Genomic DNA, 11,984 nt, shown 5'->3' on the forward strand with positions numbered 1-11,984 from the left:
AGCCTTCAGCGGCGGTCCGAGATCGGCACGAAGACGAGGTCTTCCGGGCCGGTGTAGTTGGCGCTGGGTCGGATGATCTTGTTGTCCTGCCGCTGCTCGATGATGTGCGCGGCCCAGCCGCTGGTGCGCGCGATCACGAAGAGCGGCGTAAACATGGCCGTGGGCACGCCGAGCATGTGGTAGCTCACGGCACTGAACCAGTCGAGGTTCGGGAACATCTTCTTCGCGTTCCACATCACGGCTTCGATCCGCTCGGCAATGTCGTACATGCGGCTGGAGCCGGCCTCGTCGGAGAGTTGCTTCGCGACCCGCTTGATGACCGCATTGCGCGGGTCCGACACGGTATAGACCGGGTGGCCGAAGCCGATGACGACTTCCTTGGCTTCCACGCGGCGGCGGATGTCGGCCTCGGCTTCATCGGGCGTGTCGTAGCGCTTCTGGATCTCGAAGGCCACCTCGTTGGCGCCGCCGTGCTTGGGCCCGCGCAGCGCGCCGATGGCACCGGTGATGGCCGAGTACACGTCGGAGCCCGTGCCAGCCACCACGCGCGCGGTGAAGGTCGAGGCGTTGAACTCGTGCTCCGCATAGAGATTGAGCGAGGTGTGCATCGCGCGCTCCCAGCTCGCCGATGGCGCGCGGCCATGCAGCAGGTGCAGGAAGTGCGCGCCGATCGAGTCGTCATCGGTCTCGACCTCGATGCGCCGCCCCTGCGTGGACCAGTGGTACCAGTAGAGCAGCATCGAGCCGAGCGATGCCATCAGCCGGTCGGCGATGTCGCGCGCGCCGGGCAGCGAATGGTCGTCCTTCTCGGGCAGCACGCAGCCGAGCGCAGAGACGCCCGTGCGCATCACGTCCATCGGATGGGCGCTGGCGGGCAGGCGCTCCAGCGCCTCCTTCACGCTCGCGGGCAGGCCGCGCATGGCCCTGAGGCGGCTCTTGTAGGCGCGCAGCTCGCAAGCACTGGGCAGCTTGCCATGCACCAGCAGATGCGCGATTTCCTCGAACTCGCAGACATCGGCAATGTCGAGGATGTCGTAGCCGCGGTAATGCAGATCGTTGCCGGTGCGCCCCACAGTGCACAGCGCGGTGTTGCCCGCGGTCACGCCCGAAAGCGCGACGGATTTCTTCGGCTTGAAGCCGGCGGCGGGCGCGTTCTCTATGGTCAGTGTCATACGGTCTCCTCGAATGTTTCTTCATGAAGGCACGGCGGACTCGCCAGCCGCACCGGTCGTCCGGCGGCGTCCACCGCCACCATCTCGAATTCGCCGTCGAGCACGCGCGTGAGCGCCTCGGTGGCCACGTCCTGCACGCTGCCGGCCACGCGCACGGTGAGCGAGCTGCGGCCCACGCGCGAGACCTGCGTGTCGAGCACGAGCGTGCTGCCCAGCCGCACCGGTGCATGGAACAGCACCTCGCCGCAGCGCGCCATCACCACGTCGCTGCGCGCGAAGCTGCGGCCCGACAGGAACGCCGCCTTCGACAGCAGCTGCAGCGCCTGACCGCCGAACAAGGTGCCGTAGTGGTTGGTGTGTTCCGGAAACACCACCTCGATCAACCGGACAGTGCCGCGTGCGTTTTGCATGATTCGCAATTTACGCAACATCGCGCCCATAATGAAGACCTGAATTGGCGAATGATTGCAAACGGATCGCTCGCGATTTGCGAATTTTGCGAATAACGGATCAACGATGAAGAAGACCTTCATGGGCGTGCGGCTGCGAAGCCTGCGCGAAGAGCGCGGCCTGAGCCAGCTCGCGCTCGCACAACAGCTCGGCCTGTCGCCCAGCTACCTGAACCAGATCGAGCAGAACCAGCGGCCGCTCACCGTGCCGGTGCTGCTGCGCCTGCATGCCACGCTGGGCGTCGATATCCAGTCCTTCTCGGAAGACGAAGAGGCGCGCCTCGTTGCCAGCCTGCGCGAGGCGCTGGCCGACAACCCGGGCGGCGATGCCGTCGCGCTCGCCGAGCTGCGCGAAGTGGCCACGCAGATGCCGGCCGTGGGCCGCGCGCTGGTGGCGCTGCACCAGCGGCACCGCGATGCCATGGAGCGGCTCGAAGCGCTGGCGGCCGAGCTCGGCGACGGCCGCGGTGATCTCGCACGCATGCCGCAGGCGCGGCCGATGCCTTTCGAGGAGGTGCGCGACTTCTTCTTTGCACACCAGAACCACATCGCCCCGCTCGACGACGCCGCCGAGGCCTTCTCCGCGCAATGGCGGCTGCGCGAAGGCAATCCGGGCGACCGGCTCGCGCATCGCCTGCTCGAAGCGCACGCCGTGCAAGTGATTCCGGCGGAAGACGATGAGGGCGGCGCGCAACGCCGCTACGACCCGGCCACGCGCGTGCTGCGGCTCTCGCGCCATCTGGAGCCGGGCCAGCACGCGTTCCAGCTTGCGACGCAGCTCGCGTTCCTCGAACTCGGCGGCATGATCGACAAGCTCGTCGCCGAGGCACCGCTGTCGAGCGACACCGCGCGTTCACTGGCGCGCATCGGCCTGGCCAACTACTTCGCCGCCGCCCTGCTGCTGCCCTACGGCATCTTTCTTGAAGCGGCCGAGCAGTTGCGCTACGACATCGACCAGCTGGCGCGGCGCTTCGGCGTGGGCTTCGAGACCATCTGCCACCGCCTGAGCTCGCTGCAGCGGCCCGAGGCGCGCGGCGTTCCGTTCTTCCTGATTCGCGTCGACCGCGCGGGCAACATCTCGAAGCGGCAATCGGCCACGCACTTCCACTTCTCGAAGACAGGCGGCACCTGCCCGCTGTGGAACGTGTACGAAGCCTTCGCGCAGCCCGGCCGCGTGCTGACGCAGCACGCGCGCATGCCCGACGGCCGCGCCTACCTCTGGATCGCGCGCACGGTGTCGCACGGCTATCGGGGCTACGGCTCGCCCAACAAGACCTTCTCCATCGGCCTGGGCTGCGACATCAGCCATGCCACGCGGCTGGTCTATTCCAAGGGCATGGACCTGCGCGACCCCGACGTGCCGACCCCCATCGGCGCAGGCTGCAAGGTGTGCGAGCGCGAAGCCTGCCCGCAGCGCGCTTTTCCGTTCGTGGGCCGGCCGCTCGATGTGGACGAGAACCAGAGCCGCTTCATGCCCTATGCCGCGGCGCCCGACAGGTACGCCACCGCACGCACCGCCGTCAGGAACGCGGCCAGCCGCGCACCAGCGTCCGGATCGCCACGGCGCCGCTCCCCTTGACCTCGGCGCGGTAGCTGCCCACCAGGGCTTCGCGCTCGGCCGCGGCCTGCGGGTCGTTGCGCCAGGCGAGCAAGGCGGCCACGTCCGCATCGGGCAGCGCCGCGAGCAGCGCCTGCGTGACCTGCCTTTCGAACTCGCGCGCCACCGTCAGCAGGTTGCGCGGGCGCGGCGAGGTGATGCCGCGCGACCACAGCGTGTCGACGGCCATGTCGAGCGTACGGTCCGGCAGCGAAGTGAACTGCCCGGCGTTGCCGCGCGCCAGTTGCTTGACGATGGAACTCAGCAGCAGCTGGCTGGAAAAGTCGACCTCGCGCGTGTCGGCCACGGCCATGCGCTCGAGCAGTTCCGTGCGTGCGGGATCGGCCGGCTTCGCGCGTTCGCGGTTGAAGAACTCCTGCTTGCCCGCGTCGGCCATTGCGGCGTAGTCGGCACGCAGCTTCGAGAACCGGGCCACCGCGGCTTGCACCTGCGCACCCGGCGCCGCGCCGCCCTTGCCGGCAGCCGCCACTTCCTGCTGGATGGCGGCAACGGATGCGGCCACGTCGAAAGACCGCGCAGCGGCCGCATCCAGCGCCTGGAGCGCCTTGTCGGCAATGGCCTGGTCGGCAGGCTCCAGCAGCTGGCGCGCATCGCGCGACACGGCACCCGGCGCATAGGCTGCCTGGTAGCGCGCCTGCACGCCCTCGAATTGCAGCAGGGCCTGTGCACGGTCTTGCGCCCAGCCCATGGCCGGTGCGAACAACAGCGACAGCAGGAGAAGAAGGGACGCAGGAAAGAAGCGCCGCGAAGAAACTGAAAAGGCAAGCATGGCGCCATTATTGGCGCCCTCCATGACCGCCCCTCTGCTTCAGGCCGCCGCCAGTTCCTTGCGCAGCAGCTTCGCGGCCGCAACCATGTTCGACAGCGCGGCCTCGGTCTCCGGCCAGCCGCGGGTCTTCAGGCCGCAATCAGGGTTGATCCACAGGTTCTCGAGCGGCACGACGCCGGCGGCCTTGCGCATCAGGCGCACGATCTCGTCCACCGAGGGCACGCGCGGCGTGTGGATGTCGTACACGCCGGGGCCGATCTCGTTCGGGTAGCGGAAGCCGCCGGCATTGTTCTCGCCACCGAAACCCCGCAACAGCTCCATGTCGGAGCGGCTGGTTTCGATGGTGATCACGTCGGCGTCCATGGCCGCGATCTCCGGCAGGATGTCGTTGAACTCCGAATAGCACATGTGGGTGTGGATCTGCGTCTCGTCCCGCACGCCCGAGGCGCTGACGCGGAAGGCGCGCGTGGCCGACTTCAGGTAGGCCGGCCAGCCGGCGCGGCGCAGCGGCAGGCCTTCGCGGATCGCGGGCTCGTCGATCTGGATGATGCCGATGCCGGCGCCCTCGAGGTCCACCACCTCGTCGCGGATCGCCCAGGCGATCTGCTCGCAGGTGGTGCTGCGCGGCTGGTCGTTGCGCACGAAGGACCATTGCAGGATGGTGACGGGGCCGGTCAGCATGCCCTTCATCGGCAGCTTCGTGAGGCTCTGCGCATAGGCGGCCCATTCGACCGTCATCGGCGCGGGGCGCGCCACGTCGCCGAAGATGACCGGCGGCTTGACACAGCGCGAGCCGTACGACTGCACCCAGCCGTTGGCGGTGAAGGCAAAGCCGTCGAGCTGTTCGCCGAAGTACTCGACCATGTCGTTGCGCTCGGCCTCGCCGTGCACCAGCACGTCGATGCCCAGTTCTTCCTGCTTGCGCACGGCCAGTGCGATTTCGGCGCGCATCTTCTCGCGGTAGCCTGTTGCATCGAGCTCGCCGCGCTTGAAGGCGGCGCGCGCGGCGCGGATCTCCGTGGTCTGCGGGAAAGAGCCGATGGTGGTGGTGGGCAGCGCGGGGAATGCGAAGCGCGCGCGCTGCACCTGCTGCCGCTGGCCGAAGGAGGATGCGCGCCGGTCGTCGCCGGCCACGCTGCGTGCGAGCCGCAGCGCCACGTCGGCACGGTGCACGCGGTGGCTGCTGCGCCGTGCAGCCACCGCGGCGCGGACGGCCGCGAGCTCCTGGGCAACCGAGTCTTCGCCGCCGTCGAGCACGGCGCGCAATACACGCAGCTCGTCCAGCTTCTCGACGGCAAAGGCGAGCCAGGACTTGAGTTCCGCATCGAGCTTATCTTCCGCGGCCAGGCTGAACGGCACGTGCAGCAGCGAGCACGATGGCGCGATCCAGAGCTCTCCGCGCTTCTTGTCGACCACCGGGCGCAGCGTGGCCAGCGCCGCGTCGGGGTCGGTGCGCCAGATGTTGCGGCCATCGACGATGCCGACGGACAGCACCTTGTGCGCCGCGAGCCAGTCGGCCACGCCGGTCAGGTCTTGCGGCGCGCGCACGGCGTCCACGTGCAGGCCGGCCACCGGCAGCTGGCAGGCCAGGCGCAGGTTGTCCGACAGCGGAGAGAAGTACGTGGCCAGCAGCAGCTTGGGCGCGCTGCGGGCCAGTTGCCAGTACGCGCGCTCGAAGGCGTTGCGCCAGGCATCGGGCAGGTCGAGCCCGAGGATGGGCTCGTCGATCTGCACCCATTCCACGCCCTGCTGCTTGAGGCGGCTCAGCACCTGTTCATAGACGGGCAGCAGTGCATCGAGCAATGAGAAGCGGTCGAAGCCCGCCTGCTTCTCCTTGCCGAGGTACAGGAAGCTCAGCGGCCCCAGCAGCACGGCCTTGACCGCATGGCCGGCCTGCTGCGCCTGCGCCACCTCGTCGAAGAGCCGCGTCGAGGCCAGCCTGAACTGCGTGGCCGCGGTGAACTCGGGCACGAGGTAGTGGTAGTTGGTGTCGAACCACTTGGTCATCTCCAGCGCGAAAGTTCCCTCTGCGCCGTGCTTGCAGCTGGCGTCGTGCACATGGCCAGCCTCGTCTTCCACGCCGCGCGCCATCTTGAAATAGCGCGACAGCTCGGGCTCGTCGCCCTTGAAGCCGAAGCGCTCCGGCTCGCAGCCGAGCAGCTGGATGTGGTTGGCCACGTGGTCGTAGCAGGCGAAGTCGCCAACGGTCACGTAGTCGAGCCCGGCATCGCGCTGGGCCTGCCAGTGGCGCTCGCGCAGCTGTTCGCCAACTTCTTCCAGCGCAGCGCGGTCGATCTCGCCGCGCCAGTGCTTTTCGAGGGCGAACTTGAGTTCCCGGTTGGCGCCCATGCGCGGAAAGCCGAGGATGTGGGTACGGGTGGTCATTGCAGGTATTCCGGTCGCTGTATCTTGAGAATCCGCAATGGTCGGGCTTTGGGGAATATTATTCAAACGAAACCTTTTGCCCATTCACTTGAATAAAATTCATGTCGCAATCGATCCTCGAGATACGCCACCTGCGCACGCTCATTGCGCTGCGCGACACCGGCAGCCTGGTGCGCGCGGCGCAGTTGCTGAACCTCACGCAGTCGGCGCTGTCGCATCAGGTCAAGCTGCTCGAAGACCGCTACGGCGCGCAGCTCTTCGAGCGCAAGTCGGTGCCGCCGCAGTTCAGCACCACCGGGCTGCGGCTTTTGCAGCTGGCCGATACCGCGCTGCCGCTGGTGGAGGAGGCGGAGCGCGACGTGGCGCGGCTGGCGCTGGGCCGCAGCGGGCAGCTGCGCATCGTGGTCGAGTGCCACACCTGCTTCGACTGGCTGATGCCGGCCATGGATGCCTTCCGCCAGCGCTGGCCCGAGATCGAGCTGGACATCGTCTCGGGCTTTCATCCCGACCCGATCGCGCTGGTGATGCAGAACCGCGCCGAGGTGGCCATCGTCTCCGAGCAGGACCCCGACGAGACCGTGGACTATCACGCGCTGTTCCGCTTCGAGATCGTGGCGCTGCTCGCCAACGACCATGCGCTGACGGCCAAGGCGCATCTCACGGCGCGCCACTTTGCCGACCAGACGCTGATCACCTACCCCGTGCCCGACGAGATGCTCGACATCGTGCGCCAGGTGCTGGCACCGGCCGGCGTGGAGCCCGCGCACCGTCGCACGACCGAGCTCACGGTGGCGATGCTGCAGCTGGTGGCCAGCGGCCGCGGCGTGGCCACCCTGCCGCTGTGGGCGGTGCAGAACTATCTGGACCGCGGCTATGTCACGGCGCGGCGCGTGGGCAGCAAGGGTCTGACGGGGTGGCTCTACATGGCCTGCACGCAGGGCACGTCCGGCCGGCCGTGGCTGGCCGACTTCGTGCGCATCACGCGCGAGAGCTGCTTCAAGAGCCTGCCCGGGATCGAGCTGCTTTGACCGGAGTCTTCTTGCGCGGCCTGGTGGTTTTTCTGCTGGCCTCGCCGACGATCCATTCGCGAAAGGCCGCGACCTTGGGCCGGTCGCGGCTGTTCTCCGGACAGACGAGGTAGTAGGCAAAGTCTTCGAGCCAGCTCAGGTCCGAGAGCTGGACGAGCCGGCCCTCTGCCAGATCGTCGGCCACCACCGCGGCGGGCAGCAGGGCCGCGCCCTGCCCTGCGAGCACCGCCTTCAGCAGCAGGCCCGAATCGTCGAACGACAGGCCGCGGGCCGGGCCCGTGTCTTCGACGCCCTGCGCCTCGAACCACAGCTGCCAGGCCTTGCGCTCGGCATCGTTCACTCGCGGCCAGCGCGTGAGATCGGACGGCAATGCAGGCCTGCCGAGCTGCCTGACCAGGGCCGGCGTTGCAACGGGAACGATCTCCACCGTCAGCACGCGCTGGCTGCTCAAGCCGGGATAGCGGCCGAGGCCATGGCGGATCGCGACGTCCACGCCGTCGCGCGAAAAAACGGCCAGTGCAGTGCTGCTCACCACCTGCAGATCGATGTCCGGATGTGCATCCTGGAAGCCCTTCAGGCGCGGCACCAGCCACGCGGATGCGAAGAACGGGGTGGCGCTCACCGTGAGGATGCCGGTCTCCGCGGGCACGGCGATGCGGCGCGTGGCGTCGCTGATCTGCCGGAAGGCATTGCGCACCGGCGGCAGGTAGGCCTGCCCCGCATCGGTAAGAAAGATGCCGCGGTTCGCGCGCCGGAAGAGCGGAATGCCCAGATGCAGCTCCAGCGACTTGATCAACTGGCTCACGGCACCGGCGGTGACGCACAGCTCGTCGGCCGCGTTCTTCACCGAGAGGTGACGGGCGGTCGCCTCGAAGGCGCGAAGGGCATTGAGCGGTGGAAGCCGATGTTCCATGGTTTAGTTAATCTGATCTGATCGCCTCAGAAAACCTGGTTTGCGAGGCTGCACGGGAAAGAGGAGCATCCATACACCGGTGCAGGAGGAAGAACCACTCTTCTGCGCCGGAACTCATTCTCCATCCAATAGATATTCTGAGCAAACCCGGAGCCCCTCCATTGACCCCCTCCTCCCATCCACCACCGCGCACACGCCTCTTTCGCGGCTGGTTCGTGGTTGCGGGCGCCTTCGCCGTGACCCTCGTGGGCTTCGGCAGCGCCTACACCTTCAGCGCGTTCCTTGAATCGCTGCAACGCGATTTCGGCGCCTCGCGCGGATCCGTATCGCTGGTGTTCTCGCTGGCGGGCTTTCTCTACTTCGGGCTGGGCGTGGTCAGCGGCCCGCTCGCAGACCGGTGGGGTGCGCGGCGGCTGGCGGTCGCGGGCATGGTGCTGGTCGGCCTGGGCCTTGCCGCCGCGGGACAGGCCCGGAGCCTGAACCAGGTCTGCCTCGCCTACGGCGTGGGTGTCGGGCTCGGCGTCGGCGCGTCCTATGTGCCGGTGCTGGGCGCGGTGCAGCGCTGGTTCGTCAAGCGCCGCGGATTCGCCTCGGGGATGGCGGTGAGCGGCATCGGCGTGGGCACGCTGGTGATGCCGCCGCTGGCGTCGCTCCTCATCGAGGCGCTGGGATGGCGCCACGCCTACCTGGCGCTGGGCGTGCTGGCCGTGGTGGTGGGTGCCGGCATGGCGCTGCTGATCGAGGACGATCCGCGCCATCGCGGGCTCGGGCCCGACGGCGATCCGCCGCAGCCGCAAGCACCGTCAGCCGTGCCCGCAGGCTCCACGTTGCGGGACGCGATAAGGTCGCGCCGCTTCGCCGGGCTCTATGCGGCGTGCCTGATCAGTTCGTTCGGGCTGTTCGTTCCCTTCGTCCACCTGGTTCCCTACGCGCTCGACCACGGCCTGCCGCCCGGCTCGGCCGTGCTGCTGCTCGGGGCCATCGGCATCGGCAGCACCGCGGGGCGATTTTTCCTTGGCGGGCTGGCCGATCGGCTCGGCCGGCAACCGGCGCTGCCGCTGATGTCGGCCGGCATGGCGCTTTCGCTGGTGGTGTGGGCGGTGTCCAGCGGGTTCTGGGGGCTGGCCGCATTCGCTTTTGCCTACGGCGCGTTCTACGGCGGCTTCGTCGCGCTGCTGCCCGCGCTGGTCATGGACTGTTTCGGCGGCCGCAGCATCGGCGCGATCCTGGGCGTGCTGTACACCAGCGTGGCCTTCGGCACCCTGGTCGGCCCGAGCGCGGCGGGCTTTGCGTTCGACCTCAGTCGCAGCTACATGCTGCCGATCCTGGCCAGCATTGGTGCCAATCTCGTCGCGGCCGGGGTCCTGGTTGCCATGTCGAAGGCACGCACGGGGGCACGGCCGGGCCTGCGGGGTACAGTCGGGAATGAACCCACACACGCCCAGCGCCCCTAAGCCGCCCGAAACGGCTCCCGTCGAGATCACGGAGACGCAGGCATTCACGCGCGCGTGGGTGGTGTTCCTGCTGCTGTTCCTGGGCGTGCTGGGCCTTCTGTGGGCCAACGACGCCTTGTTCGGCTAGAAGTCTGGGAGGCTAGGAAGAAGCCTTCTGCAGCAGCTTGAGCACGCTCGAGAAATCCAGCGCGCCATGGCCCGCCAGGCTGTGCGCCGCATAGAGGCTGCGCGCCAGCCCGCCCAGCGGCGTTGCGGCGCGCACGGCCGTGGCGTTTTCCTGCGCCAGGCCCAGGTCCTTGAGCATCAGGTCGGTGCCGAAGCCGCCCGCGTAGTTCTTCGATGCGGGCGCTGTTTCCATCACGCCGGGCATCGGGTTGTACTTTTCAAGGGCCCAGTTGCCGCCGGAGCTGCGCCGCATGATTTCGGACAGCACCTTGGGATCGAGCCCGTTGGCAACGCCCAGCGCCAGGGCCTCCGAGGTGCCGATCATCAGGATGCCGAGCAGCATGTTGTTGCAGATCTTTGCAGTCTGGCCCGCGCCCACGCCGCCTGCATGGAAGATGTTGGCGCCCATCTTCTCGAGCACGGGACGTGCGCGTTCGAGGTCGTCGGCCTCGCCGCCGACCATGAAGGTCAGCGTGCCCGCAATCGCGCCGCCCGTGCCGCCGGAAACCGGGGCATCGATCATTGCAATGCCCTTGGCGGCGGCCGCCTCGGCCACCTTGCGCGACGTGGCGGCGGCGATGGTGCTGCTGTCGATCACGAGCGTGCCGGCACGGATGCTGTCGAGCAGGCCGGGCTTGCTGCCGCCGCTGCCGAGGAACAGGCCTTCCACGTGCGCACTGGCCGGCAGCATGCTGATGACCACGTCGGCATCGGCCACCGATTCGGCGGCCGACGTGGAGATGGCCAGGCCTTCGGCCGCGTATTTCTTGCAGGCCTCGTCCGACAGGTCGAAGGCCTTGACCGCGTAGCCCGCCTTGCGCAGGTTCAGCGCCATGGGGCCGCCCATGTGGCCGAGTCCGATGAATGCGATTTTCATTTGCTTGTCTCCGTTGTATTCGTGGAAGAGGCTCAGGCCAGCGCAGCCAGTTCCGCCGGCATCTCGCCGCGCGGGCGCAGGTGGTCCTCGATGAAGGCGGACGTGATCTCTTCGATGGTGGCGGGGTTCCAGCGCGGATTGCGGTCCTTGTCGATCAGCACCGCGCGGATGCCCTCGGCAAAGTCCTTGTGCGCGCAGAAGCCGAGCGAGGCCCAGTATTCGAGCCGGAACACCTCGGCCAGCGACATGCGGTGCACGCGCTGCCAGAGTTCGAAGCTCAGCGCCGCCGAGCTCGGAGCACCCTTGGCAAAGGTCCTGGACGCGGACTGCAGCCAGGCATCGTCGCTCTGCAGGCTGCGCAGGCGCCTGGCGATGTCGAGCAGGTCGTCGCCGGCCATCAGCGCGTTGATGGTGTCGTAGTGCTCGCGCACCTTCGAGGGCGGCATCTCGGCGCCTTCGCCGGCATGCGCAAGAATGCGCGAGAGCTCGGCACGGTCGGCCTTTTGCTCGCCGCGCCAGTGCGCAGCGGCAATCGCTTCGAGCACCTGGGCCTTGCGCTCTTGCGGCACCAGCACGTCGGCCAGCCCGCAGAAGATGGCGTCGGCCGCATTGAGATTGGCGGCCGTGAGCGCCAGGAACAGGCCCGTGCGGCCGGGGGTGCGGCGCAGGAACCAGCTGCCGCCCACGTCGGGATAGAGCCCGATGCTGATCTCGGGCATGGCGATGCGGCTCTGCGCCGTGACCACGCGGTGCGAGCAGCCCGACATGAGCCCCACGCCGCCGCCCATCACGATGCCGTGGCCCCAGCAGAGAAATGGCTTGGGGAAGGTGTGGATCAGATAGTCGAGCTCGTACTCCTCGCGGAAGAAGTCTTCGGCGTAGGTGTTGCGCGCGGGGCCGCATTCGAGCAGCGTTTGATACAGCTGGCGCAGGTCGCCGCCGGCGCAGAAGGCCTTTTCGCCGGCCGCCTGCATCAGCACGCCGACGATGCCGTCGTCCTTGGCCCATTCGCGCAGCTTGGGCGTGAGCAGGCGCACCATGTCCACGGAAAGCGCGTTGAGCGAGGCCGGGGCATTGAGGGTGGCCACGCCGAAGCGCTGGCCGCCGGCGGTCTTGATTTCGTCGAAGAGAACTACGGAGTCGGTCATTGTCTT

Annotated in this window: 11 protein-coding genes; 4 read left to right on the forward strand and 7 right to left on the reverse strand. The window is 68.1% G+C overall.

Annotation, left to right across the window (positions count from 1 at the left end):
• Positions 1-5: 5 nt before the first annotated feature.
• Positions 6-1,172, reverse strand: coding sequence for a bifunctional 2-methylcitrate synthase/citrate synthase (prpC, locus tag VAPA_RS16525; protein ID WP_021007908.1), 1,167 nt, complete (start codon positions 1,170-1,172; stop codon positions 6-8).
• The gene (locus tag VAPA_RS16530) at positions 1,169-1,582 is read right to left on the reverse strand and encodes an acyl-CoA thioesterase (RefSeq protein ID WP_041946140.1); all 414 of its coding nucleotides are present in this window, start codon (positions 1,580-1,582) and stop codon (positions 1,169-1,171) included. Before VAPA_RS16530 ends, prpC begins: the two co-directional genes overlap by 4 nt.
• 106 nt (positions 1,583-1,688) lie before the next feature.
• Between VAPA_RS16530 and VAPA_RS16535 the strand changes: the two genes are divergently transcribed.
• The gene (locus VAPA_RS16535) at positions 1,689-3,200 is read left to right on the forward strand and encodes a short-chain fatty acyl-CoA regulator family protein (protein WP_021007910.1); all 1,512 of its coding nucleotides are present in this window, start codon (positions 1,689-1,691) and stop codon (positions 3,198-3,200) included.
• Here VAPA_RS16535 and VAPA_RS16540 read toward each other — a convergent pair.
• Together VAPA_RS16540 and metE are read right to left on the reverse strand one after the other, a co-directional pair.
• Positions 3,142-4,008, reverse strand: coding sequence for a hypothetical protein (locus tag VAPA_RS16540; protein WP_230558883.1), 867 nt, complete (start codon positions 4,006-4,008; stop codon positions 3,142-3,144). The genes VAPA_RS16535 and VAPA_RS16540 overlap by 59 nt on opposite strands.
• A gap of 39 nt (positions 4,009-4,047) precedes the next feature.
• Positions 4,048-6,393: a 5-methyltetrahydropteroyltriglutamate--homocysteine S-methyltransferase gene (metE, locus tag VAPA_RS16545; protein ID WP_021007912.1), complete on the reverse strand. Its 2,346-nt coding sequence runs from the start codon at positions 6,391-6,393 to the stop codon at positions 4,048-4,050.
• Between the two features lie 101 nt (positions 6,394-6,494).
• Between metE and VAPA_RS16550 the strand changes: the two genes are divergently transcribed.
• Positions 6,495-7,421, forward strand: coding sequence for a LysR family transcriptional regulator (locus VAPA_RS16550; protein ID WP_021007913.1), 927 nt, complete (start codon positions 6,495-6,497; stop codon positions 7,419-7,421).
• Here the strand turns inward: VAPA_RS16550 and gcvA are convergent.
• Positions 7,390-8,334 (reverse strand): transcriptional regulator GcvA, encoded by a 945-nt coding sequence (gcvA, locus tag VAPA_RS16555; RefSeq protein ID WP_021007914.1) that lies wholly within the window; start codon positions 8,332-8,334, stop codon positions 7,390-7,392. The two genes, VAPA_RS16550 and gcvA, sit on opposite strands and share 32 nt — an antisense overlap.
• 161 nt (positions 8,335-8,495) lie before the next feature.
• Here gcvA and VAPA_RS16560 point away from each other — a divergent pair, with 161 nt between their 5' ends.
• Positions 8,496-9,788 (forward strand): MFS transporter, encoded by a 1,293-nt coding sequence (locus tag VAPA_RS16560; protein ID WP_021007915.1) that lies wholly within the window; start codon positions 8,496-8,498, stop codon positions 9,786-9,788.
• Positions 9,760-9,915: a hypothetical protein gene (locus VAPA_RS34870; protein WP_021007916.1), complete on the forward strand. Its 156-nt coding sequence runs from the start codon at positions 9,760-9,762 to the stop codon at positions 9,913-9,915. Before VAPA_RS16560 ends, VAPA_RS34870 begins: the two co-directional genes overlap by 29 nt.
• A 12-nt stretch (positions 9,916-9,927) precedes the next feature.
• Here VAPA_RS34870 and mmsB read toward each other — a convergent pair whose 3' ends face one another.
• Together mmsB and VAPA_RS16570 are read right to left on the reverse strand one after the other, a co-directional pair.
• Positions 9,928-10,830 carry a 3-hydroxyisobutyrate dehydrogenase gene (mmsB, locus tag VAPA_RS16565; RefSeq protein WP_021007917.1) on the reverse strand — a complete coding sequence of 301 codons (903 nt, stop codon included), beginning with the start codon at positions 10,828-10,830 and terminating at the stop codon, positions 9,928-9,930.
• 32 nt (positions 10,831-10,862) lie between these two features.
• Positions 10,863-11,978: an enoyl-CoA hydratase/isomerase family protein gene (locus VAPA_RS16570; protein WP_021007918.1), complete on the reverse strand. Its 1,116-nt coding sequence runs from the start codon at positions 11,976-11,978 to the stop codon at positions 10,863-10,865.
• Between the last annotated feature and the right edge of the window lie 6 nt (positions 11,979-11,984).

Origin of the sequence: Variovorax paradoxus B4, assembly GCF_000463015.1 — a bacterium.
Taxonomy (GTDB): domain Bacteria; phylum Pseudomonadota; class Gammaproteobacteria; order Burkholderiales; family Burkholderiaceae_C; genus Variovorax; species Variovorax paradoxus_E.